The following is a 25,854-nucleotide window of genomic DNA, read 5'->3' as shown; positions in this document are numbered from 1 at the left end:
AAGCTCAGAGTTGGGGCGGGGTCCTGACCAGCGGGCCAAGGTCGAAGCCTTGGCCGGCCGCCGTCGCGGTGGCACGGACGAAAATGTCCTGCGGCAGGGTCGGCGTGCGGGATAGCACCCAGAGGTAGCGGCGATCAGGCGTGCCCACCACGGCCCAGCGGTAGTCGGGATCGAGGCCGATCACCCAATAATCGCCGAAGAAGGGCCAGAAGAAGGTCACGCGAAGCTTGGCGCCGGAAGGGTCCGCGACCTTCGCCCAACCCTCCGACATGCGGGTCTTGCCTTTGCCGAGATCCCGGCAGGCGTTCCGCACGGTGATCTTGCCATCCGGCCGCTGGATATAGGTCGCGGTGACATCGACGCAGCGCAGCTTGCCGCCATCCTCGAACCTGTTGGGGTAGCGCGCGACCTCATGCCAAAGCCCGGCATAACGCTGGAGATCGACCTGCGGCACGGTGCGCGGCGGTGCTTGACCCGTGGCACAGGCGGCCAAGCCGAGAAGGGCGAGATAGGCGACATTCCGCATGACGATCCCCCGGACCGCGACAAGATACCCCTCGCCGGTCCATAGAGAGATGGGCATCGCCTAGCAGGGCGGGAAGCCCGGGAGACCTCGGTGAGGCGATCGGAGGACAGATGACGGCGATCAAGGCGCGGACGATCTTCGTGCAGATCAAGTGCCACCTCGGCACATCCTATGAGGTAGCGGCGCGCATTCTCGACACTGTGGAGCCGGTGGCGGAGATCTTTTCGACATCCGGGCAATATGACTTGCTCGCCAAGTTCCGTCTGGCCGAAGGGCAGGATCCGGGGCTGTTCGTGACGACAGTGCTACAGAAAGTCGAAGGCGTCGCCGATACCTATACGATCATCGGCTTCAACGCCTTCACCCCGGAAAGCGATCCGGCTTAGCGCAAGGCTAACCCCAAATCAGGGCGCGGCATGGAACCCGGCGCTGTCAGCTTCGGCCTTGCAGGCATAAAAGCCATGCGCGCCACCCGACGATCCCGCCGAGAGGCTGTAGGTTAGCTCCGAACCGGAAGACCACACGATCGTATCACCGGGGCAATGCGCTGAAGCGGCGGCAGCCGTCGCGAAGCGATGGGATGTGCCAAGGCCAGAGGTTGCCCCTTGAGCCTCGCTCGCCGAGGAGGAGGTCGCTGTCTGTGCCATAGCGCCAGAGGCCGCACCGAGAACGATGGCAAGACTCAAAACGGGGAGCATGCCCCGTCTGCATAGATAAGACTTCATCGCCTTCTCGCTCCTTTTAGCTGAGTTGGTTGTTTCGGAGGTGGCCAGCACCCGGTTGATTGCAAGGGTTGCGTCAAAATCGGAAAAACTGCCTCACCGGAAAAAAAATCAAGCGACGGAGAATAAAGCGCGTCTCCCCTCGGTCTCTACCTCAGACACATGAGGAGACGTGACGATGAACGAGGTTTTTGACGCTTCAGAGACTAGCCGAAATGGCGGGAAGTCTCGCCGTGAGGCGCTGGAATGCATGGTTTGGGCCGGTGCCGGGGTATTATGGACGGTCACCGGCGGCGTGCCGCATTCCCGACTGATCGGAGCCGCAGAGGCAGCTACCGAATCTGACGCCACTTTCAGTTTCCTACAGATCAGCGATAGCCATATCGGCTTCAACCATCCGCCGAATACCGATACGCCCGGCACGCTGCAGGCGGCCATCGCATTGGTGAATGCTCAGAAGAGCAATGCTGGCCTAATGATTCACACGGGCGATGTCAGCCATTTGTCGAAGGCAAAGCAGTTCGACACAGCCGACCAGATCATCCGTGGCGCGAGGCTCGACACTCATTACGTGCCGGGGGAGCACGACGTGCTATTCGACGACGGCAAGGCTTTCTTCGCGCGCTTCGCACCAAAGGCTCCACGCGGCTGGTATTCTTTCGATCAAGCCGGCGTCCATTTCATTGCACTCAACAATGTGCAGAATTTCAAGGCCGGCGGGATGGGCAATCTTGGTGCCGATCAGCTCGATTGGCTCGCCAAGGATTTGGAGGGCCGTTCGGCAAGTCAGCCGATCGTTGTTTTCGCCCATGTTCCACTCTGGACTGTGAGCGAGGCATGGGGCTGGGGAACCGCCGATGCAGGGCAGGCTCTCACACTGCTGCGCCGCTTCGGCTCGGTCACCGTGCTTAACGGACATATCCATCAGATCATGCAGAAAGTCGAAGGCAATTGCGCCTTCCATACCGCGCGCTCGACGGCTTTCCCGCAGCCGGCGCCCGGAACCGCCGCGTCGCCAGGGCCGATGAAAAACGTCCCGCCGGGCCATCTGCGCGCCATGCTTGGGATTACGAAAGTCACGCGAGTCCGGACCGCGACACCGCTCGCCATCATCGACACGACGCTCGCTGCCTGACATCCGACTCAAGGAAAATTCTTATGACCAGAATTAAATACGCCGCGATCCTCACCTGCGCGCTGCTGCTGACTGCCCGAACCGCCTTCGCGGCGGATGCGCGGGTGACGATCGACAATTTCAAGTTCTCGCCTGCGCAACTCGTTGTCGATGCTGGAACCCGCGTGATCTGGACCAACCAGGACGACATGCCACATACCGTGGTGGAAGCGACCGCGGCGCCGACGATCTCGTCACCGGCGCTCGATACCGGCGATAGCTTCGCTCATGTATTCACCAAGGCTGGCACGTATCAATATTACTGTTCAGTGCATCCATACATGTTGGGCACAGTCGTCGTGCGGTAGGTTTTCCAAGCACATCTTTTGACGGACGCATTTCTTTACGCTCACGGCTATATAAAACGCAGAATAATTCGAATAGACGGAATAAATCGAGCCACGTTGTGGTCTCTTAGATACCAACACATACAAGGAACGACAAAATGAAAAGCATTCTGATGGCGGCTATCGCGGCGGTGACGCTCGGCATGACGGGGGTCGCGATGGCTGGTCAGCCGGTCTCGAGCCACAATTCGTACAAAGAGGCGCGGAACGAGACTGTCTTGCCGAATCAGCACCCCACTTACCTTGCCGGTAATAGCACTCAAGGTAGCAACAGCGTTGTTATGCCAAGTCAGAGACCGGATTATCTCGCCTAATATCTAGATCGGTCAATACATACAACCTTCTGGTTCTTCCGATCTCGAAGCCGGCGGCGATCCTCGCGTCACCGCCGCGCTTTGCCGAATTAGTTTCCTTACACAGAATTGGATCTGTCATGCGAAAACTATTGTCCGCTATTGCGGTATGCGTTGCACTCGCCGGATGCGCGGTGTCCGGACCGCCGCAGGTATCCGAACTTTCTTTGCCCGGCGAAGGCTCGGCCGCAACCGCCGGTGCAGGCGATGCCGCCGCTCAAACCGCCTTCTATACCCAGCAAACGTCAACCGAAGGCCACCGATATACAATGGGAGGTTGATCTGCTTTTGTTTGCAAATAGGGCGGGCTGGCCGGTAGCTGCGCAATGCCACCCGCTCGACACCGGCGACGGCTAAGTCTATGTTTGGGGCAGGTCGGGCATATTTCGGTATAGTGCTCGACATGCCCTTGGCTTCGGGGCGCCACGGGGTTGTAATGACTTTCCCGGCTCCGCGGCAACGGAGTCATAGAGGTGACGAGAGCTGTTCGATGAAGTGGCCTCTGCGACCGGCTACCGATCGGTTAAAGAGCCCTGCGGACAGCACGACATTTGAGCAAGTCGTATTGCCGCACCTCGATTCCGCAAACAATCTTGCGCGATGGCTCGTGCGGGATGCGAGCCTCGCCGAGGACGTGGTGCAGGAAGCCGTGCTTCGCGCTTTGAATTACTTTCCGTCGTTTCGCGGCGGCGATGCGCGCGCCTGGCTCATGCAAATCGTCCGCAATGCTGCTTACAGCACTCTTGCGGCCCGAAAGCAGACCGTCGAAACGCGGCATGCCGGGGCGTCGTCCTTCGCCGACGACGATGTTGTTCTGAATATTCCGGATCCGTCGGACGATCCTGAGGAGGCGCTGGCTCATCGCGAACGGCTCGACAGTCTCGAACGTGCCCTTTCCGCCTTGCCAGTGGAGTTGCGTGAATGTCTGGTTCTCCGGGAGTTGGAGGAACTTTCCTACAAGGAGATCGCTCAGGTCATTGGCCTACCGGTCGGCACCGTCATGTCGCGGCTTTGGCGGGCACGCCAGGCGATCCTCGGCACGCAGGTTGAAGGAGAAGTGGTTTGAGCGATAGCACCTGCGACGAGATGCAACTGCTCATCCAAGCCGATGTCGATGGCGAACTGCCGGTGGCCGATGCCGCGCGCGTGGGCGCCCATCTGGAGCGCTGCCCGGCCTGCGCGGAGACGCAAGCTCAGCTACTCGCACTGTCCCGCCGATTGCGGGAGGAGGCGCCCCGCTACACGGCGTCCCAGGCATTGCGCGACGCTATCGATGGCGCCATCAGGGCCGCCGCCCCCGCCCCAGTGCCGAGCGCGCGTCGCGCTAGGCGATCGCGTTGGCAGGTCCGGCTGCCTTTCGCATCCAGCGCCTCCTTCGGTGCAGGCTTCGCGGTCGCCGCTTCGTTAGGGCTGTTCCTCCTGCTTCCCAGCGGAGGAGTGGCCCTACAGGATGCTGTGGTTTCAGCCCATATCCGGGCACTTCAGCCAGGGCATCTCATGGATGTGGTTTCGACTGACCAGCACACGGTCAAGCCCTGGTTCGACGGCCGACTGCCGTTCGCGCCACCCGTAAAGGACCTGACGTCGAAAGGCTTCCCTTTGGTCGGCGGGCGGCTTGAATATCTCGACGGGCGCCTAGCGGCAGCGCTGATCTACAAGCATGGCAAGCATATCATCAACCTGTTCACCTGGCCCGACACGAATGCCGTCACACCCATCTCGTCATCCGGGAGCCGCGACGGCTATAATTTCCTGCATTGGAATCAGGACGGGGCCACTTATTGGCTGGTATCCGATGTAAACGCCCAGGATTTGGCGGAGTTCGTGCGGATCTGGAAAAGATTCTAAGCGCAGCGCTGAGAATGTGCGAGCCGCCCTACCGCTGCATCAACTATTCCCGCAATTTCTTCAGGCAAGTGGCCGCAGCCATTGCGGAGGGCCGCGCTATGGATAATTCGAGCTTGCCATCCATGACCAGCTGACGCGTGTGGGAGGTCACCACGTCCTTTATGTTGACCCCTTTGTGAATATCGGGCGCCGTCGCCTGGTAGATCATCTGCGATGGTGGCGAGAGTGTCGTGGCACAGGCATCGGCGCTTGCGGCGTCGGCGAAAGCCGGAAGCGGCCGAGCGGCCGCCAAGACGACGATCGTGATAAGCGACAAGGTTCCGAGTGCCGTGACGGCGAAATGCCGGTTTTCAAAAGAGATCAGCTTGCGGCTTTTATTCATGACACTCACTTGCCTAGAAGTTCGATTGCGTGGCGTATCGGGTCACTTGATATTCGGATCGGGGGAGCCGACAGCCGGATGCCACCCGCGAAAGGTGTGTCCATATCAAGGATCAGCTTGACCGCCGCCGCGACCGCGAATGCGCAGAGAAATATGGCGACGAGCGCTGTGACATTTCTGGGTGCGAACAGACCGTAGCTCGCGAATAGGACGGTTAGCCAAAGGATGACCGCGCCGAGGAATGGCAATGGAAAGGAACTCACCTCCTCCTGCACCAGTAACCATCGCGCAGCGCTGACATCGGCGGCGAGTTGGAGCGCTTGCGAGGCCAGCCATTGCTGGCGGCTGTCGCCGGACTTGAGATTCAGAATACGATCCTGAATTTGCTCCAACACTTTGTCCGTTGAAGCGTTTTCAACTGTCGTCTTCCTACCCTCTCTTCGTGCGAAAAGGTCGTGGTAGGTCATCGCGGCATATTGTTGCAGAGCCTGACGGGCGGGATCGGCTGCGGGTCCATAGCGGACGAGCAAACTGTTCATTCTGATGATATCGGTCGACAACTGTGCGACTTCCGCGTTGCGTGCCGAAAACGACGTATTGGCGCTCGAGATCAATAGACTGATGACCAAAGCCGACATGGTTCCCACGACCGCCATGGAGGTAGTGATAACAGCTTTTGTTTCGCTGCTGAGATGCTGTTCAGGCAGGCGACGCGCGATCAGCATGCCGACCAGCGCGCCGCCGAAGATGATAAGCAGGATGATCAGGGAGATGAGTGGTGGAAACAGAATCATCGGCGATTTCTCGATTTGGGTAGCAGTCGTTGAGAGATGATTGCCCGGTGCTACCGAGATCGGAGCTAGGTGAAGAGAGTGTGGTTGACCCCCGTCAGGTTGATCGTTGTTCCATCCGTCAGTTTGATCTGATCGCTGCCATCGACAACCGTTTCCGTCTGAATGGGGTTGGCCGTCCCACCCGCGGCATTTTCATAGCCACCGAAGGCGATTATGTCGCCATCCGCCAAGCCGAGGATCGTCGCTGTGCCTCCCGCATGACCCGACAGGAATGCGTAGGTGTCTGGCCCGGCGCCGCCCACGATTGTCGAGTTGCCGCTGCCCCCAACGACGGTGTCGGCCGCCGCGTTCAGCCCGATAAGGGCGGAGCCGCTGTTGCCGAGCGGGTTTGTGCTGACGAGCTCGTTTCCCGTGCCAGTCGTTCCGTTCAGCAGGGAACTGCCGGTTCCCGCGGTGAGCGTCGCCGGTCCGTTGCCGGATGCGAAGGCCGTGACGTTGTTGCCGCCGCCGATCGTCGATGCGCCTGTTCCCGAACCGCCCATTAGTGTGCTGTTGCCGGATCCGCCCGCGAGGAATGTCGCGCTGGATCCTGTGCTTCCGAAGAGCGTGGAATTCCCGGCGCCACCGATAACCGAAGCGGCACCACTGCCGCCCACGAAGGAAAGATTGTTCCCCGACGTATCGTCGACCGTGATGGAGCCGGATCCTCCGACAACGGAGTTGTTTCCGTTTGTGATAACGCTGCTGTTGCCCAAGCCGCCCGTGATCGTATCGGCACCGCCCGCGAAGATGGTGTCCGCCCCTGAGCCCGTGCTGAAGTCGGTGCCGATCGAAAGATCGCCCTGCAAATAGATGCTCAGATTGCCGCTGCCGGTGATGGTATCGTTGCCGACCTCATCATAGATGGCCGAATACCCACCCGGCACCGTGATATCGGAACCGCTTCCGTTGATGACGAGGGTGCCATTGCCAGATGTGGCTGGGTCGGGAAGCGGACCCGAGCCGGCGTAGAAGACCGATTGGTCGCCAAAGGAGGCGTTGGCGAAGGATTCAAGGCCGCCTCCGCCGCTGAAGACGAAGGGTTCCAAGGTGTTTCCGGCGAACACCAGATTGTTGGAGATGGTGTTGTTCGTGCTCGCGTTCGTAGCAATGGAATCGCCGGTGTTCGGGACGGGCTTTATGCCGTCGGAACCGAATCCGATGATGTCGTTAGTTATCTCGGTTGAGCTTGTGCTACTCGCCAGGGTGATGCCGTTGCCGACGTTACCGCTCACCACATCAGCAACGGGCTCGCCTCCGGGCGCGGTGCCGCCGATGATATTGCCCATTGCCGTATCGCCGACCAGGATGCCGCCCAGCTGATTGCCAAAGGATTGCGGCGACGTGCCATCCGGCACAGTGCCGAGAGCATCGACCCCAACCCAGGTATTGAGGACCTGATTGTCATGGGCCTGGTTCAGAATCGCGAGGCCATAGCCGTCATTGCCGGAGAAAAGATTTTCCGGGATGACGGAACCCAGATCACCACCGATGATGTTGTCGTGAGCCGTGCCATCGAGCACGACGCCGTTCCCTCTATTGGGAAGCAGCCCGGTTCCATCCGTCGTGAGGCCCACGATATCCGGATCAACCGTGACACCAGAAGCGTTCCCACCGATTTCGATGCCGTTATTGGCATTGCCGGAGAAAACATTTGTTCGGCTCAACTGGCCGCCGCCGGTCGAGGTGATGAGGAGCCCATCATTGCCGTTCGGCGCGGCGCCTTTGAACGCCAGCAAGCCACCGAAGGTGTTGAAGGTCGTGAAGCCGCTGGCGGTTCCCGCGACCTCTATGCCGTTCTGCCCATTGCCGGCCGAGACATTCCCCAAGGGAATGACGCCGCCGACCTGGGTGTTTTTAGAACTACCATCAACAAGGATGCCGTTCAGCGCATTTCCGATTACCGTGGTATTATTGGCGCCAATTCCGAAGAAATTGGCCTGAACTGTGACGTTGTCCGAGTTAGTGACGTGAAGACCGTTCCCACCGTTCGCGCTTAGGACATTGTAGTAGACGAACGGGTTGTTGACGAACTGGCAGCCAATCAGAGAATTGTTGTTGGCCCCGTTGATGGCGACGCCGTCCAACGCATTCCCGAGCGCTGAATCACCGTCGGCGGTGGTGCCGACAAAATTTCCGTTTAGTACATTGTTCTGAGAATTGTTGTCGATAAGGATGCCGTTCGCGCCATTGCCAGACACGAGATTCCCAAGTGGCGGCACGACGAAAACCGCGGGGACGGATCCCTTGTCGCCGGTCGGGTTATTGACCGCGCCGGTTGCGGTATCGGTAAAGGCTGTTCCGCCGATTGTGTTGCCGTGGGATGCGCCCGTCACCCAAACGCCGTTGCCGCCATTCGCGATTGCTTTGGTGCCGGTGGGGTCCGTTCCGATGTAGTTATTGACCAAGGTATTGCCGAAGGAACCATCGAGAACTATTCCGTTTCCGGCATTTCCGGAGACGACATTGGAAATTACGCCAGAGGCGGCGGTTGGATTCGAACCGATTATATCGTTGGCTGAAGTGGCGGAGACGTGGATACCGTCTCCGCCGTTGCCGAAAGCCGTTCCCTGGAGGTTCAGACCAATATAATTTCCCGCGAGTGTGATGGCGCTGGAATCTAAAGTGACGCCATTGCCCGAAGCATCGCCCAAGGCGACACCGAGAAGCTGCGAATTGTCCGAACCCGGCGCGAAAACAAGACCCGCATTGCCGTTGCAATTGAGTTCGACGCTGGGCGCTCCACCCGTTTGATGGCCCGGTGCGGTGGTCGCGTCGATGACGACACTGCGCGCGATCGGAGGAAGATCGCTCTGCAACGCAACGGTTCCGCTGACGGCAAAATCGATCGTTGACTGAGTTCCGATCGGGGCAGCGTTTGCAGCCACAATGGCGGCGCGCAGAGAGCCAGTGCCGGAGTCGTTCAAATTCGTTACGGTAAGTGCCGTCAAGACGAGGCTCCCCATTTATTTAATGACCGGTGCAGTGATGTATTTTTGGTCTCTTGCCGGCAACCTTCCCACGCTAACTAAGATTTGCCTATAGTTTTCTCGCTTCGATACCGGGGAAGGCGAGTCCGCTTGCTTGCAGTCATATCCGCGGATGTTGCGCTATACGAACGCTTCTCGATCACCAGATCTTCCGATTTTTTGATGATTGGTGGCTAGCGATTCCCAGTCGGCTAGAGATTTTGCTCGAATGACATCACTGGGCAGTCCGTGCTTTCAATAACTTCGCCAATGAATTCACAGTTGGTCCAAATTTTTATTTGGAACGCGTCTTTTGAAGTGAAACGTGGTTCGCTGGTCGCGCCGACCTGGGTTAAGGTGAGGGATTCGGTGATGGCTTTTTGGAACCCTGCGCATGTTGAATCTTCGCGGCAAGCTTATGGTGCTTGTGGGCATCGCGATGCTGCCGTTGTTCTGTCTGCTCGTGCTGGAGTCGGCTTCCCGCTACTCACTCGCCTTTCATACCACCGGCTTGGCGGGAGAAAGCGCGGTCCAGGACGCCAGGCACGAGATAGCCATCATTCTCGCCGTTGCCCTACTGGCATTCGGGATCGCTATCTCGGTCGTTGGCTGGCTGGCGGAGTTGCGGGTTCTGCAGCCGATGCGGCATCTGGCTGCTACCGCCTCTCGCCTGTCACGCGGGGAGCTGGATGCGCGCGTCGATCTCGATAAGATCCCAATGAAGGAGATGCATATCTTCGCGACAACCTTCAATGGGATGGCGAATTCGTTGCAGCAGTTGGCCCTGGTCGATGGCTTGACTGGCATTTCGAACCGACGTCAGTTCGACCGCTCCATCGGCAGCGAGGTCGTTCGCGCGAACCGCATGAATGGTGGCCTCGCCTTGCTCATGATCGATGTAGACTCGTTCAAGGCCTTCAACGATCACTATGGACACGACGCGGGCGACGGTTGTCTTCGACGGATCGCGGCAACGCTCCGTGCAACGCTGCAGAGGCCCACTGACCTGGCGGCGCGCTACGGCGGGGAGGAATTCGCGGTTCTTCTGCCGGATACGGATGAGCAGGGCGCACTTGTCGTCGCGAATGCGATCCGGGCAGCCGTGCGCGGCTCTGCCATTCCGCATGAAAACTCAGCGAGCGGCATCGTCACTGTCAGCATCGGCGTCGCGGCTCTCCCGTCGACGCCTTCAGCCGACGTCAAAACCTTGATCGAGCGGGCGGACCGAGCACTCTACGCTGCGAAAGAGAGTGGTCGGGACCGGATCGTCGTCTCTGACGAAGCAGCGAACGCGGAGGCATTCGGAGGAGCTCCGAAAAACGAGAACGCCTGACCAAAGCCGGCGGAGGCTTCCCCGCCATCCTAAGTGTTACTTCGCCGCCCCGCCGCGATTCCAGCCTCGGCCCCCGTCGCCGAAGCCAGTCCACCCGGTCTCGGTGACGGCGACGGTGTCCTCGAGCTTGATATAGCCCCGGGTGGGATGCAGCATCGTGGTCTCAATCGAAATCACCATACCGGTCTGAAGCGGGCGGTCCTCGTCGTACCCGGGATAGGGCACGAAGCCGTTGCTAGTAAGCCGAGGGGCTTCGTGGCTGATGATGCCCATGCCGTGGGCAGTGAAGTGGGTGTAGGCTTTGTGCAGCGAGCGATCGAGAATCGCGAGGGCGGGCGAAAACACATCCCCGCCGCGAGCCTTCGCCTTGATGGGCTGGCGAGCCGCCATTTGGATGGCATCAATCTCACCGAGCAGATCGATCAGTTCCGAATCGGGTTCGCCGAGAATGCCCATGCGACAGACATCGCCAATATAGCCCTTGTAGTTCCCGCCTGAATCGATCGACATGACTTCGCCCTGCTGCCAGATCTGATCGGAGGGCGCGCGGTTATGGCTCTGGCCGGCAGTAATCAGACAGTATTCGAAGGTCATTCCGCGGGCGACTTCCTCACGCTTGAGGGCTTCGACCATCTGCCGTTTCGAGCTGCCTGGCCCATGGGTGGAGATCACCGCCATCATCGAGTCCACGACCTTCTCCGAGGCTTCCCGCAGGAGCTTCAGCTCCCTCGGGCTCTTGACCGCACGGAGGCGTTCGAGCGGCAACAGAGCATCCGCGAACTTCGCGCCAGGCAGTCCATTCTGAAGGACTAGGAAGGCATCGGCGGGCAAGAACGCCATCTCCACGCCGATCCGCCTGGTCTCAAGACCCAGTTTCCGGATGTGATCGACGGCGAGTTCCGCAGAGGTCTGGCTGGTCCAGCTTTTGGTCTGAACGGAGGGCATCCAGAACTTGCCCAGATCCCGCTCATAGGACTCCATGGTATTGCCGATATAGCCGGAATCCTGCGCCCTCCCCTTGGCGTAGACGATGACGGGAAGATACCGGCTCACCCCGATGGCATCCATCGCATCGAAGAAGAAAAAGCGATAGCCGCCAAGCAGATACTGAACGTTGTGCTTGCTGTTTATGACCAGCACGTCAAGGCCGGCCTCATCCATCAGCCGATCGAGGTGATCGGTGTCGAAGGGAGGCCCCTCGCGGCTCGTGAACTGTTCCGCAGTTAGTTCTGCGATATCCATTTCCTGTACTCCCAGGTGCAGCATTTTCCGGATCTAGCCGAGGCGCGTCACAGATCGAACCGCTCCACGCGTTCGCCGGGTATTGGCTGCCTGGTTTCCGTGCTTGTCAACGTTGGCCGAGAGGAGCACGGGCTCGGCTGGGGCGGGACCAATAAGGAGTCCAGCCGAGGATCGCCTGAAGCTTCTTAGAAGCAGACGATACGCGCCATGTCTGTGCGGCGCGTATCTAAGCATTCTCAAGACTTCAGTGTGCTTCGATCTGCACCCCGAAGCGTTGGATCACGTTCTGCTGTTCAAGAGTGATCGGATCGCGCGTCGTGATGCGCCCCTTGAGACCCGCGTCGTCGAACTTCCTCGACATGATCCAGTCCATCGCACCCTCGAAGGTCTGCAATGTGCTGTGCTCCTCGGCTTGCTCGCCGTCGGATTGCCAAACCTCTACGTAGTAGCCGTCCATGCTCGCTCCACCTGACTCAGTGTCAGTCAAAGGCCGGTCGCTTCCGGCCGGTCCGGTTGCCATCTGAAGCCCTAAGAATTTAATCAGCGCCTTCGAAGCGCCGAGAGTGCCCGGAAAACGGGCCGTCGCCACGCGACTGGCGCGGTGCCGAAACGAGACTGTCAGCACCAGCGACCGACCGCAAGCGATTTTTGTGCAGTGCACAATGCCGCCAGGACATGCCTGGGCGGGAGCGGCCGCCCGAGAAGCACCAGGTGCCCGAATGTCTTTGGCTGGGAAATCGCCAGGTCCCAAACACCGACGAGGAAAGGGCGGGCGGCGCCTGCCTCAGTTCTGAACGAGGAGGAGCAGATATGCGGCGAACATGATCAGATGCACGGCGCCTTGGATGATGTTGCTGTGCCCGCTGGCAAAGGTGAGCGCGCTCACGAAGAGCGTCAGCAACAGCATCACGGTGTCCGTGTGCCCCAGACCGAGAAGCATGTCCCGGCCTGCTAGATGGCTGACGAGTAACATCGCGGGGATCGTCATGCCGATGGTCGATAGGACTGCCCCGAGCAGAATATTGATGGAACGTTGCACGTCATTGGCGAGCGCGCTGCGCACGGCGCCGAGAGCCTCGGGCGTGCATCCCAAGACAGCCACGATCACGCCGCCCAGCACTGTGGGAGCGTCCAGTGTCTCGATAATGTAATCGATCGGGTGCGCCAGTTTCTCGCTCAAGAATACGACCGGCACAAGATAGACAACCAGCAACACGACCCTCGGTAGGAGGCTGGACCGAGAGCCAGCCTCATCGCGCGACGGCTCGGGGATCATGGTGACGGACGCGAAATTGCCTCGCAGCTGGCCCATCTGCATCGCAAGGAACGTGCAGTAGAGCCCAACCGAAACCAGCACCAAAAACATCCGTTGCGGGAAGGAAAGCGTCGGCCCCAGCGTTGACTGCGTGAAATTCGGCAGTATCAGGCTGAGCACGACCAATGGAACGATTACACCGAGATAGGCATTGGCGCCCCGAAGATTGTATTGCTGTTCGCGATGCCGCCAGCCGCCGATCAGGAGCGACAGGCCCACCAACCCATTGAGGATTATCATCACGGTGGCGAACATCGTATCACGGGCAAGGGTCGGGTTGTTCTCCCCATGCATCATCACGGCCGTGATGCTGGTGACTTCGATGAACGTCATCGAGAGGGTCAGGATCAGCGTGCCATATGGTTCGCCGAGCCGAGCCGCAAGGTGGTCGGCCTGTCGGACGACAGACAGCGCCGTGCCGACCATGACGGCGAAGAGCCATATGAAAACAAGCGCGAGATAGGGCGGGCTCGACAGTCCAGCGAAAATCGAGCCCCTGAACAGGTAAAACGCTAGACAGGTTGCGGCGCTGACCGCGAGAAACCATTCATCGCGAAGGAACGACGAAATCGCACGGCTGGTCATGCCAAATGCTTTCCGGAGCTACTTTGCCGACATTTCTGAATTGCGGAACGAATAACCGAAATACAACAGCAGCGCCGCAACCACCCAGAGCACGAACAACAGATGCGTCTGCCTCGGCAGCTCGGTCACGAGATAGAGGCAGAAGCCCACGCTCGCCACCGGCACGAGCGGATAAAGCGGCACCCGGAATCCCCGCTTGAGGTCGGGCCGGGTGCGCCGCAAGATCATGACACCCAGCGAAACAACACCGAAAGCCACCAGCGTGCCCATGCTCGTCAGGTTGACGAGCACACCCAGCGGTACCACCGCGGCAAGCGCCGCGACGAAACCCGCGACGATCAGCGTGTTGTTTGTTGGCGACCGTGTCTTCGGATCGAGGGTTTGGAAAAGCTTCGGGAGCAGCCCGTCACGGCTCATGGTGAAGAGAATACGCGTCTGTCCATACATGGTCACCAACATCACGCTGAAGATCGAGATGATCGCCCCCACCGAGAATAGCAGCGACGGCCAAGCCGCTCCGGTGACGTTGCGCAAAATCACTGCCAAGCCGGCGTTCTGTCCGGCGAACTCGGTCCAGGGCTGCGCGCCCACCGCCGCGAAGGCGACAGCGAAGTAAATGCAGGTCACCAGGACCAGCGATATGATGATGCCCAGCGGCAAGGTGCGGCCAGGATCCTTCACCTCGTCACCGGCGGTCGATACGGCGTCGATGCCGATATAGGAAAAGAAAATTGTCGAGGCGGCGGTGCCCACGCCGACCCAGCCATGCGGCGTGAATGGCGTCAGATTGTGGGGCTTGAATGCCGTCAGCGCGATCACGACGAACAGCAAAAGCACGCCGAGTTTCACCAGCACCAGAACGGCGTTCACCGTGGCGGACTCACGCGCTCCTCGCAGCAGCAGCAGTGTACAGATCGCGACCAGCACGACGGCCGGCACATTGAACACACCACCTGCCCCGGGCGGCTGGCTGATCGACGCGGGCATCTGCAGGCCCGTCACGTCGCGCAGCAATTCATTCAGATATTGGCCCCACCCCACGGCGATCGCCGAGGCCGACACGGCGTATTCAAGCAGCAGGCAGGCGCCGACAATGAAGGCGAAAAATTCCCCGAGCGTGGCATAAGCATAAGAATACGAAGAGCCGGACACGGGAATGGTCGAGGCAAGCTCGGCGTAGCACAGCGCGGTCAACGCGGCGGTGACGCCCGCGATGACGAAAGAGATCATCACGCCGGGCCCTGATTCCGGCACCGCGGCCGTCAAGGCGACGAAGATACCAGTGCCGACAGTGGCGCCGACGCCCAGCATCACCAGCTGAAACAGCCCCATCGAGCGCGCCAGATGACCGCCGCGTCCTGCATCCGCCTCGTCGGCCAACGCACCCACGGGCTTGCAACGCAGCAGCGCCGCGCCGAACGACATGACGGAGCTCATTGCTGGCCAGATCCTTCTTCCGATTACGGACCAGCAATCACCGAGCCGCGCGCTGACGGTCTATGCTGTATCGGCAAGCCGGGAAGAGCTATCGGATCAGCACAATGACATTCAGCCTCAGACATCATGAGTTTGCAACAACAGACCTTCGAATGGCTCATTTTATTGTTCCGGAAAGCGTGTCATTGATTAGGCTCAAGTCATGCGGAAGAGACCGATGGCCGAGCTAATCCCAGCGGTCATGTTCTACGAGGATGCTGACCATAACTCCGAAGAGACCGCGAGGCTGAATTTCGAGTTGATGAACCGGCTCGGCACGCTGGTGCCGGGCTCGCCGGCCTATAACAGCGTGGTGGCGGAGGCTGTCGTCAATGTGCGCGAACCGCACTGAGCGCCACGGACGTTCGCGCCCCGGTTCCAGAAGCGAACGGAACGACTTCCCACCCAGTGTCAGGTCACCGGATGGTTGGCTGTGATGAGGTCAGCTTGAGACGGAGTATGGAGCGCGGTCGCAAGGGCTCCCGACGAGCATCTCGGGCGATACGCGATGCTCCGAACTTTTTTCAAGGCCGACTAGAAGCCTTCCCAGGTTGCCGGGTTGCACTTCCAGTTCTGCAAACCGTCCAAGAACTATGCGAACTGGACAGCCTGTAAGGCTTTGATTTTTTGGTCGGAGCGGCGGGATTCGAACCCACGACCCCCAGTCCCCCAGACTGATGCGCTACCAGGCTGCGCTACGCTCCGGCCGATGCGACGCCGCCGGGTCTCGCGCGGGTGCGGCGCTGCTTTAGCAGTGCGATCCGTGGGCTGCAACCACCGGCGGGGCAGTCCTACTCGACCGTTACGGACTTTGCGAGGTTGCGCGGCTGGTCGACATCGGTGCCCTTCAATACGGCGACCTGATAGGCCAGCATCTGCACCGGCACGGCATAAAGGATCGGTGCCCAGACTGGATCGCAGTCCGGCAGCACCACTGTCTCGGCGGCGATGCCCTTCAGTTTCTCCGCCCCGGCCACATCGCTGAAGACGATGACCTGGCCGCCGCGCGCCGCTGCCTCCTGCACGTTGGAGGCGGTTTTCTCGAAAAGCGGACCGGACGGGGCGATGGCGACCACCGGGACATGGCGGTCGATCAGCGCGATGGGGCCGTGCTTCATCTCGCCGGCGGCATAGCCCTCGGCGTGGATATAGCTGATCTCCTTGAGTTTCAGCGCGCCTTCGAGGGCGATCGGGAAGCAGGCGCCGCGGCCGAGATAGAGAACGTCGCGAGCCTCGGCCATGCGCTCGGCGACTCGGGCGATGGCGGCGGCGGTTTCGCCTTCCAGCACCTCGGCGGCGCGGCCGGGGATTTCGAGCAATGCCGCAACCAGGGCGGCTTCCCGCGCCGCGTCCATCGTGCCGCGCGCACGGGCGGTGGCCAGAGCCAGGACGGCCAGGACGGTTAGCTGCGCCGTGAAGGCCTTGGTGCTGGCGACGCCGATCTCGGGACCGGCGAGCGTCTCCAGCACGGCATCGCTTTCGCGCGCCATGCTGCTTTCGGGGACGTTGACGATGGAAAGGACGTGCTGCCCCTCGTCCTGCATGTAGCGCAGCGCCGCCAGGGTATCGGCGGTCTCGCCCGATTGGCTGACCAGCAGTCCCATGCCACCGGCGGCCAAGGGTGGCGCGCGGTAGCGGAACTCGCTGGCAACATCGCCGTCGGTGGGAAGGCGGGCGAGGCTCTCCAGCCAGACGCGGCCGACCAGGCCGGCGTAGAAAGCGGATCCGCAGGCACTGAGCGTGACGCGGGAGACGGAGGCGAGGTCGATACCGGGATCGGGCAGAGCGACACGGCGGGTCGCGGGGTCGATCATGCGGTTGAGGACATTGCCGATCACCACTGGGTGCTCGTGCAACTCCTTCTCCATGAAATGGCGATAGCCCCCCTTGCCGATGGCGGCGCCGGAGAGCCGGGTTTGGCGGGCGTCCCGCGTCACAGGGCGGTTGGCGCGGTCGAAGAAGCGAGCCTCGGCGCGGCTGATGGCGGCCCAGTCGCCGTCCTCAAGATAGACGATGCGACGAGTCAGCGGGGCGAGCGCCAGGGCGTCCGAACCTAGGAACATCTCGTCATCGCCCAGCCCTACCGCGAGCGGGGCGCCGTGACGGGCGCCGATGAGCAGATCGGGATGGCCCGCGAAGATGAGCGCCAGGGCATAGGCACCTTCCAGGCGGGGCAAGGCGGCGGCGGCGGCTTCCTCGGGCGTCATGCCACGCGCGAGGTAGAAGTCGAGGAGCTGGGCGACTGATTCCGTGTCGGTCTCGGTGGTGAATTCCTGGCCCTCGGCTTCCAACTCGGAGCGGAGAGCGGCGTGGTTCTCGATGATGCCGTTGTGGACGACGGAGACCCGAGCGGTGCCGTGCGGATGGGCATTGCCCTCGGTCGGCGCGCCGTGGGTGGCCCAGCGGGTATGGCCGATGCCCGTGGTGCCGTTGAGCGGCCGGCGATCGAGGACGGCGGCGAGGTTGCCCAGCTTGCCCTCGGCGCGGCGGCGGTCGATTGCCTCGCCATCCAGGGTCGCGATGCCGGCGCTGTCATAGCCGCGATATTCGAGACGGCCGAGGGCTTCGAGGATGAGCGGCGCGGCGGGGCGCGCGCCGAGAATGCCAACGATGCCGCACATCAGCGCGTCTCCTTCTCGGGTGGGGCGGGCCTGATCCAGGTCGCGCGAATGGCGGTGGCGCCGCCTTCATTGACCGACTGACGGGCGCGGCCGAAGGCGAGGCCATCGGCTGGAACGTCGCGGGTGATGGTGCTGCCGGCGGCGATGAAGCTGCCGGGACCGAGCGTCACCGGAGCGACGATGGTGCTGTTGGAGCCGACGAAACTGCGGGCGCCGATGACCGTGCGATGCTTGGCGAAGCCGTCGTAATTGCAGGTGATGGTGCCGGCACCGATATTGGAACCGGCTCCGATCTCGGCATCCCCGAGATAGGCGAGGTGGTTGGCCTTGGCGCCGGCCCCGAGTTTCGTGGCCTTGAGTTCGACGAAATTGCCGACATGAGCCCGCTCGCCGACCTCGGCGCCGGGGCGGAGCCGGGCATAAGGGCCGATGATGGCACCCTCGGCGACCAAGCATCCTTCGAGGTGGCTGAAGGCGCGGATTTCGGCGCCGGAGCGCACGGTCACGCCCGGACCGAAAACAACGTGGGGGCCGATTGTGACGTCGGGCTCCAACACTGTGTCGGCGGAGAGGAAGACGGTGTCGGGGGCGGTGAGTGTCGCGCCGCCCGCCATGGCGGCCTGGCGCAGGCGGGACTGCACGGCGGCTTCCGCCTGGGCGAGTTCGGCGCGGGAGTTCACGCCACGCAGTTCTCCGTAATCGGCTTCGACGGCGACGACGCGGCGGCCTTCGGCGACTGCTAGGGCGACGACATCGGTGAGGTAGTATTCGCCTTTTGCATTGGCGTTGCTGACGCCTGCCAGCCAGCGCGCGAGATCGGGGCCGGGGGCACAGAACACCCCGGCATTGCAGAGGGAAACAGCGCGTTCGGTTTCGCTCGCCTCCGCCCATTCGACGATCGCGGTGACATCACCGTTGGAGTCCTGAATGACGCGGCCATAGCGGCCAGGATCGGGCGGACGCATGGCGAGCAGCGCCAGGCCGGCGCCGCTGTCTGACCGCGATTCCTTCAGGCGACGCAGCGTCTCCGGCGTGATGAGCGGGTTGTCGGCATAGAGAATGGCGACCTCGCCGGTCCCGAACTGGGCCGCGGCGTGGAGTGCCGCATGGGCGGTGCCGAGGCGGTCCGACTGGATCACCACCTCATGCGGCGCCGCGGCGCGCGCCACGGCTTCCATCTCTGGCCCTGTCACGACCACGACCTTGTCGAAAACGGCGGTGACGGAGGCGAGCAGATGGGCGAGCATCGGGCGGCCCGCGATGGGGTGCATCGCTTTGGGCAGGGCGGATTTCATGCGGGTGCCAAGACCCGCGGCGAGGATGACGGCGGTGGCGCTCATGAGTCGAGCGGTAGCGGTCCCGGCCTCGTCATGTCAAAGGCTTGGCGAACAACTCTCGTTTCGGAGTGCAACACGATGACGGCCCTGCCCCCTCGCCTGCTGGTCCTCGATCTGGATGGGACGCTGAGCGATAGCCTGCCGGATCTGACCTCGGCGCTTAATCGCAGCTTGGCCCGGCATGGCGCGGCGCCGCTGACGCTTGAGCAGGCGCGCGGGATGGTGGGGGACGGGATCCCGCCCTTGTTCCAGCGCGGCTATGCGGCGCGGGGGCTGGTGCTGACCGAGACGGATCTCGCCGCCGGCGCCGCCGACTATGCGGCGAATGCGACAGCGGAGACGGCGCTCTATCCGGGGGCGCTCGCGGCGCTGAGGGAATTGCGGGCGGCAGGCTGGCGCCTCGCGGTCTGCACCAACAAGCCGGAGGCTCCGGCGCGGGTTTTGCTGACCCATCTGGGCGTGCTGCCCTTCCTGGCGGCGGTCGGCGGCGGCGACAGCTTCGCGGTGCGCAAGCCGGATCCGGGACATGTGCGGCTGACCGTGGCGGCGGCGGGGGGCGATATGGGCCGGTCGGTGATGATCGGCGACCACCATAACGACGTGGCGGCGGGCAAGGCGGCGGGACTGCCGACGATCTTCGCGAGCTGGGGTTACGGGCCGGAAGAGGTTGGGGCGGAGGCGGATGCGACGGTGCGGGGGTTCGGAGAGGTGGCGGAGGTGGCGGGGTGGTTGGTGGGGTAGGTTTGGGGCGTCGGAGCTGTGTGCGAGCGTCGCTTGCCCTCCCCGCCCGCTCCCGGCACAACGCCCGGACCATGCATGCCCTGACACTCCACAATAGCCTCACCCGCAGGCGCGAGGTCTTTGCGCCGATCAACCCGCAGCGCGTGGGGCTCTATGTCTGCGGGCCCACGGTCTATGACCGGGCGCATCTGGGGAATGCCCGGCCGGTTGTGGTGTTCGATGTGCTGGCGCGGCTGCTGCGGGTGCTGTTCCCGCATGTCGTCTATGTCCGGAACATCACGGACGTGGAGGATAAGATCAACGCGCGGGCGGCGGAGCTCGGGGTCTCCATTGGTGAGGTTACGGCCCGGACCACCGCCGAGTTTCATGCGGATATGGCCGCCCTCGGCGCCCTGCCGCCGAATGAGGAGCCGCGGGCGACCGATAATATCCCGCAGATGATCGCCATCATCGAGAAGCTCATCGCCAATGGGAACGCCTACGAGGCGGAGGGCCATGTGCTGTTCTCCGTCGAGAGCGATCCGCATTATGGCCGCCTGTCGGGCCGCTCGCCCGAGGAGATGCAGGCCGGGGCGCGCGTCGAGGTGGCACCGTTCAAGCGCGATCCGGGCGACTTCGTGCTGTGGAAGCCCTCGCCGGCCAATCCAGAGGGGCCGGAGCTGCCGGGTTGGGACAGCCCTTGGGGCCGGGGGAGGCCGGGCTGGCATATCGAATGCTCGGCGATGTCCTGGCGCTATCTCGGCGAGGATTTCGACCTGCATGGCGGCGGCAGCGACCTGCTGTTTCCGCACCACGAGAATGAGATGGCCCAGAGCTGCTGCGCCTTCCCCGGCAGCCGCTTCGCCCATACCTGGGTCCATAACGGCATGCTGTTGGTGGACGGCGAGAAGATGTCGAAGAGCCTCGGCAATTTCCGCACGGTGCGGGATGTGCTGGCGCTCGCGCCGGGCGAGGCGGTGCGGTTTTTGCTGCTGCGCGCCCATTACCGCGCCACGCTCGACTTCACCGAGGCGGCGCTGGCCGAGGCGCGGCGGGAGCTCGACCGGTTTTACCGCGCCCTCGCCCGCCACGCGCCGGCCTTCGCGGAGACGCCGGCCGAAGTGCCGAGGCCGCTGATGGCGGCGTTGTGCGACGACCTCAATACGCCGGCGGCCATCGCGGCGCTGCATGTGCTGGCGGACCAAGCCATGGCGGGGGATGCCGAGGCGGCGGCCGGGCTGCATGCCGCCGGGCGGGTGCTGGGCCTGCTGCAGGCCAGCCCAGAGGCGTGGTTCCATGGCGATGAGGAAGATGCCGGCGTCGCCGCGGCCATCGCCGAGCGGATCGCCGCCCGCAAGGCGCGGGATTTCGCGCGGGCGGATGCGATCCGCGCCGAGTTGCTCGCCCGCGGAATCGCGCTGGAGGATAATGCCTCCGGCACCAGCTGGCGGCGGGTGGAGAGCGGCGCCGCCTCATGACGGGACGCGATCGGGGCGCGGAGATCGGGCCGATCGGCAATAGCCCGGTCGTCATCCTCGTGCGGCCGCAGCTCGCGGATAATGTGGGCGCCGTCGCGCGGGCCATGGCCAATGGCGGGCTGTTTCACTTGCGGCTGGTGGCACCTCGGGATGGCTGGCCGCAGGAGAAGGCCTGGCGCATGGCCTCCGGCGCCGACCGCATTCTCGACGAGTTGACGCTGCATGAGACGGTAGCCGATGCGGTGGCCGACCTGCATCATGTGGCGGCGACCTGTCCTCGGCCGCGTCATATCGTCAAGCCGGTGCTGACGGCGCGGGGTGCCGCGGCCGAGCTGCGGACGGCAGCGGCGCTCGACTTGCGGTGCGGCATCCTGTTCGGGCCCGAGCGCGCCGGGCTCGATGTCGAGGATATGGCGATGGCGGATATGCTGGTGCGTTTCCCGCTGAACCCCGCCTTCATGTCGCTCAACCTCGCTCAGGCCGTCATGGTGATGGCTTATGAATGGTGGAGCGCGGTCGAGGAGACGCCGCCGCGCGTTTTGATGACGAATGAAACGAAGGTTGCGACGAAGGGGGAGCTGGAGAATTTCCTCGGCCACCTTATTCGCGAACTCGACGCCTGCGGCTTTCTGCGCAATGTGCCGAAGCGGCCGGGCATGGTGCGCAACCTACGGCACCTGTTCCAGCGCGGCGAGGTGACGGAGCAGGAATTGCGGACGCTGCATGGCGTGATCACTGAACTCGCGCATGGTCGCAATGCGCCTGGTGTTCGCGAGACTCCGCCCTCGAAATAGTTTGGCGATCCTTCGCGCCGCGTCTCTTCTACGAGATAGAGACGAGAGTTCTTGCGCACATGCGGGGTTTTTTCGCGATATTGCGGCGCATCGCAGAAGAACCCTGTTTTTGTAATCTAGCCTATTATTTTGGATCGTTGCTGATGCGTTTTTGGTCGACAGGCTAGGGCCTTTAGTGCTTCGTTAATTGCCTTCTCGCAACGGACTCCAGCCGCCCACCGGATCACTTCCGCCTCATCATCGTATAGCGAGCGACAGGATCAGCGCATGACAACATATTTCGAATACGATATAATTATCCAAAACGGCCAGTATATACTCGACAACCCCGTGCCCACGGCGAGTGGCGTCACGCTGACCGGTGATGGGGCCACGCCGAACATCCTTGGCGATCAGCTAAGAGAAGCCTTCGATGTTTCGCAAGGTTCGACGACGCTCTCGACGATGAACTACATCGGCGTCACCACATCCGCCCTGGTGCCGGAACTGCAGGGTTTGATCGGTGAGGATCAGCAGGGCAACTTGCACCTATTCCTGCCCAATAACGGCACGGACGGCTTTCTCGAAGGATTTCTAAGCTTCATCTCCACCGCGGTTAAGGACGACCCCAAGGACGGCCATACTCAGTGGAATATCCAGGACGGCACTCCCAACTGTTTCCTGGCCGGGACGCGGATCGCCACGCCTGATGGAGAAGTTCTGGTTGAGGCTCTGCTCCCCGGCGACCTGGTAAGCACGCAGAGCGGTGGGGTCGCACCCGTGCGCTGGCTTGGCAAGGCGTCCATCGCACGCGATTTCTCCGATCCGCTCAAAATCATGCCGATCCGTATCCGCGCTGGCGCGCTGGGCGAGGCGCTACCCTTGCGCGACCTGCTGCTGTCGCCCGACCACGCGGTGCTCGTGGACGATGTGCTGATCCAAGCCGGCGCGCTCGAAAACGGCGTCTCGATCGTGCGGGAGACGCGCATGCCGCTGTTCTTCGCGTATTATCACGTCGAGCTGGCGGATCACGCGCTCGTGCTTGCCGAGGGCGTGCCGTCGGAGACCTTCATCGACAATGTCGATCGCTTCGCCTTCGACAACTGGCAGGAGCATGAGGCTTCTCTGCCAGACGCGGCACCGATCGAGGAAATGCCCTATCCGCGTGCCCAGGCTCAGCGGCAGGTTCCGAGTGCCACACTACGCCGTCTCGCGGAACGAGCCGCTCGGCACTTCGGGGAGGCGCAAGCCGCCTAGGCCCTTTCGTTGCTGCGTTTCGGGATGAGGCGAGCGCTTTCCTCCCGAAACGCTGAGTCACTCCCAGGATTAAACACGCGACGGGTTCGATCTCTTCGATACAAACATCGCTGGCGTCGGCAGGGCAGACCCGCTTCCCGCCGCGCATCCACTTGTCCAGTATCCTGTGATAATGATGAGCATCCGGCGCGCAGGTCCCTGCGGGCTCGCGCCACGGATTGCTCGCTAGGCCTGCTCCACTGGACAAGTAGCCTCACCCATGGCGGTTGCCTACCTCAACGGTATCGGCACCAGCGTGCCGAGGAATGACGTTCACGACGCCTTCGTCTGCTTTGCCGATTCCCTACTCGATGATCCGCGCCGGGCGCGGCTGTTCCGCCGCATGGCTGAACGCTCAGGTATCTCCCATCGCTATTCCGTTCTCGCGCCAGCGAAGGATCCCGGGGGCGCCGCCGTCGATGATGGCGGTTTCTACACGCGCGGCGCCTTTCCTTCTTCGGCCACCCGTATGGCGCTCTACGAGCGCACGGCCCTGCCGCTTGCGCTCGGTGCCGTGGCAAGCTTGAAACGGACCAATGACCTTGGCGCCATCACTCACCTTATCGTGACCTCCTGCACCGGCTTCTATGCGCCGGGGCTCGACATGCAGCTTGCCGCAGCGTTGGGTTTGCGGCCGAATGTCGAGCGCACGATGGTCGGTTTCATGGGCTGCTATGCCGCATTCAACGCGCTCAAGCTCGCGCGGCACATCGTTCGGTCGGAGTCAGAATCGCGTGTGCTTCTGATCAATCTCGAACTTTGCACGCTGCATCTTCAGGAAACGCAGGATCTCGAACGCGTGCTGTCGTTCCTGGTCTTTGCCGATGGTTGCGCCGCGTCACTGGTGAGCGCGGAACCCGAAGGCTTGGCCCTCGACCACTTCCACGCCGCTTTAGTGCCTGAGAGCGAGGGGTTGATCACCTGGCGTATCGGCGACCTCGGTTTCGACATGCACCTGTCCGGGCAGGTGCCTTCGGCGCTCGCGGAGGGTTTGACGGCGGCGGCACCAATGATCCTCAACGGGGTTGGGCCAGAAGAGATGGGTTTGTGGGCCGTCCATCCGGGAGGCCGCTCGGTGTTGGATGCCGTCGGTGGCGCCCTCGCATTGCCGGCGGCGGCGCTTGACATTTCGCGGGGTGTGCTACGCGACTTTGGGAACATGTCCTCGGCCACTATCCTCTTCGTATTGGAGCGGATGATGCGATCCGTCGCGCCGGGACAGCGCGGCTGCGCCATGGCCTTCGGACCCGGCCTCATGGCCGAAACCATGCTGTTCCGCACCGTCTGAGCGATGGGCCACTCATTCCAGCCGGTGGGAGCGGAAATCGTGATCATCGGTGGCGGCCCGGCGGGCGCTGGGCTGGCCATCGAGCTGAGCCGCGCGGGCCGCGACGTATTGCTGATCGAGCGCGAAGCGGGGCCGCACGACAAGGTATGCGGCGAATTCCTTAGCCACGAGGCGCTGGTGTCGCTCGACGCCCTCGGTATCGACGCCGAGGCTCTCGGAGCGGTGCCGATCAGTAAGCTCTCGCTCGCGGCCGGCGAGCGGGAGGTCAACATCACCCTCCCCTTTCCGGCCCGCAGCCTCTCCCGCCGCGTGCTCGACGAGGCGCTGCTCGCCCACGCAGCGGCGGAGGGCACGCGGCTGCTGCGCGGCGAGGCTGTCGTGGAGACGAGACAGGAAGGTGATGGCTGGCGGCTGCGCCTGCGGGATGGGACCCAGGTTGCGGCGGCGAAGCTTGTCCTCGCTACTGGGAAGCACGATTTGCGTGGTGCGGGCCGGCCGCCGGGGAAGCAAGCCGACCTCATCGGCTTCAAAATGTATTTCCGGCTTGGCACGGTTCAGGCGGCCGCCATCGACCAGCACATTGTGCTAGCGCTGTTCGATGGCGGCTATGCCGGTCTCCAGCCAGTCGAGGATGATCGGGCCAATCTCTGCCTCGTCGTGCGGCGGTCGCGTTTCGCGGAACTCGGCCACGACTGGGTGAGGCTGCTCGTGGCCATCTCCCACGAGGTCCCGTCTTTCGGCGAGCGCCTTGCGGAGGCCGAGGCGGCTTGGCGACGGCCCCTGGCCATCGCCGGCATCCCCTACGGCTTTGTCGCGCAGCCCGACGAGGCGGAGACCTGGCGGCTCGGAGATCAGGCCGCCGTTATCCCCTCCTTCTCGGGAGACGGAATGTCGATCGCGTTGCATAGCGCCCGCCGCGCGGCGAGCGGGCTGCTGCAAGGAGGAACTCCTTCCTCCTACATCGAACGCCTTCGTCGGGATGTTGGTTCGCAGGTTTCCCGAGCGACTGTCGTTTCGCGGCTCTTCCTCAACCCGCATGCGCAAAACCTGCTTCTCGCGACGGCGGGGCTAGCGCCCACTCTCCTCAGCGTGGCCGCCCACGCGACCCGGGTGCCGAAACGGGCCCGTATGGCCGCGCTGGCCGGGGCCTGATCTCGGGGCAACCTTGGAGGGCTTTCGGTTCGTTTGTGAGCGTGTCACAAACCCGCCCATGGCGCACCGCCTTTGTCGCGAACC

At 62.5% G+C, this 25,854-nt stretch carries 25 protein-coding genes and 1 tRNA gene; 14 read left to right on the top strand and 12 right to left on the bottom strand.

Translation table 11 applies throughout. The annotated features are described in order from the left end of the window. Nucleotides 1-4: 4 nt before the first annotated feature. The gene (locus GSQ83_RS24695) at nt 5-583 is read right to left on the bottom strand and encodes a lipocalin family protein (RefSeq protein WP_216850558.1); all 579 of its coding nucleotides are present in this window, start codon (nt 581-583) and stop codon (nt 5-7) included. A 53-nt stretch (nt 584-636) separates the two neighbouring features. Between GSQ83_RS24695 and GSQ83_RS24690 the strand changes: the two genes are divergently transcribed. Next, nucleotides 637-912 (top strand): Lrp/AsnC ligand binding domain-containing protein, encoded by a 276-nt coding sequence (locus tag GSQ83_RS24690; protein WP_158805512.1) that lies wholly within the window; start codon nt 637-639, stop codon nt 910-912. Nucleotides 913-930: 18 nt separating this feature from the next. Here the strand turns inward: GSQ83_RS24690 and GSQ83_RS24685 are convergent, their stop codons facing one another. Next, entirely contained in the window at nt 931-1,224 is a 294-nt protein-coding gene (locus GSQ83_RS24685) for a hypothetical protein (protein WP_158805511.1), read from the bottom strand. Between the two features lie 202 nt (nt 1,225-1,426). Between GSQ83_RS24685 and GSQ83_RS24680 the strand changes: the two genes are divergently transcribed. The 5 genes from GSQ83_RS24680 to GSQ83_RS24660 all read left to right on the top strand — a co-directional run bounded on the left by GSQ83_RS24680 (nt 1,427) and on the right by GSQ83_RS24660 (nt 4,970). Next, a complete protein-coding gene (locus GSQ83_RS24680) occupies nt 1,427-2,383 on the top strand; it encodes a metallophosphoesterase (RefSeq protein WP_158805510.1) in 957 nt (318 codons plus the stop codon). 23 nt (nt 2,384-2,406) lie between these two features. Further along, nucleotides 2,407-2,730: a cupredoxin family copper-binding protein gene (locus GSQ83_RS24675; RefSeq protein ID WP_158805509.1), complete on the top strand. Its 324-nt coding sequence runs from the start codon at nt 2,407-2,409 to the stop codon at nt 2,728-2,730. Between the two features lie 137 nt (nt 2,731-2,867). Next, complete coding sequence (locus GSQ83_RS24670) at nt 2,868-3,083, top strand: hypothetical protein (protein WP_158805508.1); 216 nt, start codon at nt 2,868-2,870, stop codon at nt 3,081-3,083. A 400-nt stretch (nt 3,084-3,483) separates the two neighbouring features. Next, nucleotides 3,484-4,188: a sigma-70 family RNA polymerase sigma factor gene (locus tag GSQ83_RS24665; protein WP_371418070.1), complete on the top strand. Its 705-nt coding sequence runs from the start codon at nt 3,484-3,486 to the stop codon at nt 4,186-4,188. Next, a complete protein-coding gene (locus tag GSQ83_RS24660; RefSeq protein WP_158805506.1) occupies nt 4,185-4,970 on the top strand; it encodes an anti-sigma factor in 786 nt (261 codons plus the stop codon). The genes GSQ83_RS24665 and GSQ83_RS24660 overlap by 4 nt, the downstream gene beginning before the upstream one ends. Nucleotides 4,971-5,013: 43 nt before the next feature. On the opposite strand, the gene GSQ83_RS24655 is transcribed toward GSQ83_RS24660, so the two are convergent. The 3 genes from GSQ83_RS24655 to GSQ83_RS24645 all read right to left on the bottom strand — a co-directional run bounded on the left by GSQ83_RS24655 (nt 5,014) and on the right by GSQ83_RS24645 (nt 9,136). Beyond that, nucleotides 5,014-5,352, bottom strand: a complete 339-nt coding sequence (locus GSQ83_RS24655; protein ID WP_158805505.1) for a hypothetical protein — start codon at nt 5,350-5,352, stop codon at nt 5,014-5,016. A 5-nt stretch (nt 5,353-5,357) separates the two neighbouring features. Then, nucleotides 5,358-6,077: a DUF4239 domain-containing protein gene (locus tag GSQ83_RS24650; RefSeq protein WP_158805504.1), complete on the bottom strand. Its 720-nt coding sequence runs from the start codon at nt 6,075-6,077 to the stop codon at nt 5,358-5,360. Between the two features lie 134 nt (nt 6,078-6,211). Next, nucleotides 6,212-9,136, bottom strand: coding sequence for an S-layer family protein (locus GSQ83_RS24645; protein WP_158805503.1), 2,925 nt, complete (start codon nt 9,134-9,136; stop codon nt 6,212-6,214). Nucleotides 9,137-9,548: 412 nt separating this feature from the next. Between GSQ83_RS24645 and GSQ83_RS24640 the strand changes: the two genes are divergently transcribed. Continuing rightward, complete coding sequence (locus tag GSQ83_RS24640) at nt 9,549-10,487, top strand: GGDEF domain-containing protein (RefSeq protein WP_158805502.1); 939 nt, start codon at nt 9,549-9,551, stop codon at nt 10,485-10,487. Nucleotides 10,488-10,523: 36 nt separating this feature from the next. Here GSQ83_RS24640 and GSQ83_RS24635 read toward each other — a convergent pair whose 3' ends face one another. The 4 genes from GSQ83_RS24635 to GSQ83_RS24620 all read right to left on the bottom strand — a co-directional run bounded on the left by GSQ83_RS24635 (nt 10,524) and on the right by GSQ83_RS24620 (nt 15,066). Next, the gene (locus GSQ83_RS24635) at nt 10,524-11,729 is read right to left on the bottom strand and encodes a Xaa-Pro peptidase family protein (protein WP_158805501.1); all 1,206 of its coding nucleotides are present in this window, start codon (nt 11,727-11,729) and stop codon (nt 10,524-10,526) included. A 244-nt stretch (nt 11,730-11,973) separates the two neighbouring features. Beyond that, nucleotides 11,974-12,186 carry a hypothetical protein gene (locus GSQ83_RS24630; protein WP_158805500.1) on the bottom strand — a complete coding sequence of 71 codons (213 nt, stop codon included), beginning with the start codon at nt 12,184-12,186 and terminating at the stop codon, nt 11,974-11,976. A 327-nt stretch (nt 12,187-12,513) separates the two neighbouring features. After that, on the bottom strand, nt 12,514-13,629 hold the full coding sequence (locus GSQ83_RS24625; protein ID WP_158805499.1) for a calcium:proton antiporter: 1,116 nt from the start codon (nt 13,627-13,629) through the stop codon (nt 12,514-12,516). An 18-nt stretch (nt 13,630-13,647) separates the two neighbouring features. After that, nucleotides 13,648-15,066: an APC family permease gene (locus GSQ83_RS24620; RefSeq protein ID WP_158805498.1), complete on the bottom strand. Its 1,419-nt coding sequence runs from the start codon at nt 15,064-15,066 to the stop codon at nt 13,648-13,650. 217 nt (nt 15,067-15,283) lie between these two features. Between GSQ83_RS24620 and GSQ83_RS24615 the strand changes: the two genes are divergently transcribed. Next, on the top strand, nt 15,284-15,457 hold the full coding sequence (locus tag GSQ83_RS24615; RefSeq protein WP_158805497.1) for a hypothetical protein: 174 nt from the start codon (nt 15,284-15,286) through the stop codon (nt 15,455-15,457). 276 nt (nt 15,458-15,733) lie between these two features. Here GSQ83_RS24615 and GSQ83_RS24610 read toward each other — a convergent pair. From GSQ83_RS24610 to glmU, 3 genes are all read right to left on the bottom strand, one after another. Then, a tRNA-Pro gene (locus GSQ83_RS24610) sits at nt 15,734-15,810 on the bottom strand. An 86-nt stretch (nt 15,811-15,896) separates the two neighbouring features. Next, nucleotides 15,897-17,726, bottom strand: a complete 1,830-nt coding sequence (glmS, locus tag GSQ83_RS24605; RefSeq protein ID WP_158805496.1) for a glutamine--fructose-6-phosphate transaminase (isomerizing) — start codon at nt 17,724-17,726, stop codon at nt 15,897-15,899. Then, nucleotides 17,726-19,066, bottom strand: coding sequence for a bifunctional UDP-N-acetylglucosamine diphosphorylase/glucosamine-1-phosphate N-acetyltransferase GlmU (glmU, locus tag GSQ83_RS24600; RefSeq protein ID WP_158805495.1), 1,341 nt, complete (start codon nt 19,064-19,066; stop codon nt 17,726-17,728). Before glmU ends, glmS begins: the two co-directional genes overlap by 1 nt. A 75-nt stretch (nt 19,067-19,141) precedes the next feature. Between glmU and GSQ83_RS24595 the strand changes: the two genes are divergently transcribed. From GSQ83_RS24595 to GSQ83_RS24570, 6 genes are all read left to right on the top strand, one after another. After that, nucleotides 19,142-19,804 carry an HAD-IA family hydrolase gene (locus GSQ83_RS24595; RefSeq protein WP_158805494.1) on the top strand — a complete coding sequence of 221 codons (663 nt, stop codon included), beginning with the start codon at nt 19,142-19,144 and terminating at the stop codon, nt 19,802-19,804. A gap of 71 nt (nt 19,805-19,875) precedes the next feature. Further along, nucleotides 19,876-21,261, top strand: coding sequence for a cysteine--tRNA ligase (gene cysS, locus GSQ83_RS24590; protein ID WP_158805493.1), 1,386 nt, complete (start codon nt 19,876-19,878; stop codon nt 21,259-21,261). After that, entirely contained in the window at nt 21,258-22,055 is a 798-nt protein-coding gene (locus GSQ83_RS24585) for an RNA methyltransferase (protein WP_158805492.1), read from the top strand. Before cysS ends, GSQ83_RS24585 begins: the two co-directional genes overlap by 4 nt. Nucleotides 22,056-22,322: 267 nt before the next feature. Then, complete coding sequence (locus tag GSQ83_RS24580; RefSeq protein ID WP_216850557.1) at nt 22,323-23,291, top strand: Hint domain-containing protein; 969 nt, start codon at nt 22,323-22,325, stop codon at nt 23,289-23,291. A gap of 259 nt (nt 23,292-23,550) precedes the next feature. Further along, nucleotides 23,551-24,618 carry a type III polyketide synthase gene (locus GSQ83_RS24575; RefSeq protein ID WP_158805491.1) on the top strand — a complete coding sequence of 356 codons (1,068 nt, stop codon included), beginning with the start codon at nt 23,551-23,553 and terminating at the stop codon, nt 24,616-24,618. A gap of 39 nt (nt 24,619-24,657) precedes the next feature. Next, complete coding sequence (locus GSQ83_RS24570; protein ID WP_158805490.1) at nt 24,658-25,770, top strand: NAD(P)/FAD-dependent oxidoreductase; 1,113 nt, start codon at nt 24,658-24,660, stop codon at nt 25,768-25,770. The last annotated feature ends 84 nt before the right edge of the window (nt 25,771-25,854 follow it).

The sequence above is a fragment of the Acidisoma sp. L85 genome (assembly GCF_009765865.1).
Lineage (GTDB): Bacteria > Pseudomonadota > Alphaproteobacteria > Acetobacterales > Acetobacteraceae > Acidisoma.
Note: the sequence above shows the minus strand (reverse complement) of the source record. Positions and strands in the feature narration are given on the sequence as shown.

Bases quoted from the DNA above. Each gene is read 5' to 3' on its own strand.
- GSQ83_RS24630 (WP_158805500.1), bottom strand. From the start codon at position 12,186: ATGGACGGCTACTACGTAGAGGTTTGGCAATCCGACGGCGAGCAAGCC.
- GSQ83_RS24695 (WP_216850558.1), bottom strand. From the start codon at position 583: ATGCCCATCTCTCTATGGACCGGCGAGGGGTATCTTGTCGCGGTCCGG.
- glmS (WP_158805496.1), bottom strand. From the start codon at position 17,726: ATGTGCGGCATCGTTGGCATTCTCGGCGCGCGCCCCGCCGCGCCGCTC.
- GSQ83_RS24680 (WP_158805510.1), top strand. From the start codon at position 1,427: ATGAACGAGGTTTTTGACGCTTCAGAGACTAGCCGAAATGGCGGGAAG.
- glmU (WP_158805495.1), bottom strand. From the start codon at position 19,066: ATGAGCGCCACCGCCGTCATCCTCGCCGCGGGTCTTGGCACCCGCATG.
- GSQ83_RS24670 (WP_158805508.1), top strand. From the start codon at position 2,868: ATGAAAAGCATTCTGATGGCGGCTATCGCGGCGGTGACGCTCGGCATG.
- GSQ83_RS24580 (WP_216850557.1), top strand. From the start codon at position 22,323: ATGACAACATATTTCGAATACGATATAATTATCCAAAACGGCCAGTAT.
- GSQ83_RS24575 (WP_158805491.1), top strand. From the start codon at position 23,551: ATGGCGGTTGCCTACCTCAACGGTATCGGCACCAGCGTGCCGAGGAAT.
- GSQ83_RS24620 (WP_158805498.1), bottom strand. From the start codon at position 15,066: ATGAGCTCCGTCATGTCGTTCGGCGCGGCGCTGCTGCGTTGCAAGCCC.
- cysS (WP_158805493.1), top strand. From the start codon at position 19,876: ATGCATGCCCTGACACTCCACAATAGCCTCACCCGCAGGCGCGAGGTC.
- GSQ83_RS24595 (WP_158805494.1), top strand. From the start codon at position 19,142: ATGACGGCCCTGCCCCCTCGCCTGCTGGTCCTCGATCTGGATGGGACG.
- GSQ83_RS24685 (WP_158805511.1), bottom strand. From the start codon at position 1,224: ATGCTCCCCGTTTTGAGTCTTGCCATCGTTCTCGGTGCGGCCTCTGGC.
- GSQ83_RS24655 (WP_158805505.1), bottom strand. From the start codon at position 5,352: ATGAATAAAAGCCGCAAGCTGATCTCTTTTGAAAACCGGCATTTCGCC.
- GSQ83_RS24640 (WP_158805502.1), top strand. From the start codon at position 9,549: ATGTTGAATCTTCGCGGCAAGCTTATGGTGCTTGTGGGCATCGCGATG.
- GSQ83_RS24635 (WP_158805501.1), bottom strand. From the start codon at position 11,729: ATGGATATCGCAGAACTAACTGCGGAACAGTTCACGAGCCGCGAGGGG.
- GSQ83_RS24585 (WP_158805492.1), top strand. From the start codon at position 21,258: ATGACGGGACGCGATCGGGGCGCGGAGATCGGGCCGATCGGCAATAGC.
- GSQ83_RS24675 (WP_158805509.1), top strand. From the start codon at position 2,407: ATGACCAGAATTAAATACGCCGCGATCCTCACCTGCGCGCTGCTGCTG.
- GSQ83_RS24650 (WP_158805504.1), bottom strand. From the start codon at position 6,077: ATGCTGATCGCGCGTCGCCTGCCTGAACAGCATCTCAGCAGCGAAACA.
- GSQ83_RS24615 (WP_158805497.1), top strand. From the start codon at position 15,284: ATGGCCGAGCTAATCCCAGCGGTCATGTTCTACGAGGATGCTGACCAT.
- GSQ83_RS24690 (WP_158805512.1), top strand. From the start codon at position 637: ATGACGGCGATCAAGGCGCGGACGATCTTCGTGCAGATCAAGTGCCAC.
- GSQ83_RS24665 (WP_371418070.1), top strand. From the start codon at position 3,484: ATGTTTGGGGCAGGTCGGGCATATTTCGGTATAGTGCTCGACATGCCC.
- GSQ83_RS24625 (WP_158805499.1), bottom strand. From the start codon at position 13,629: ATGACCAGCCGTGCGATTTCGTCGTTCCTTCGCGATGAATGGTTTCTC.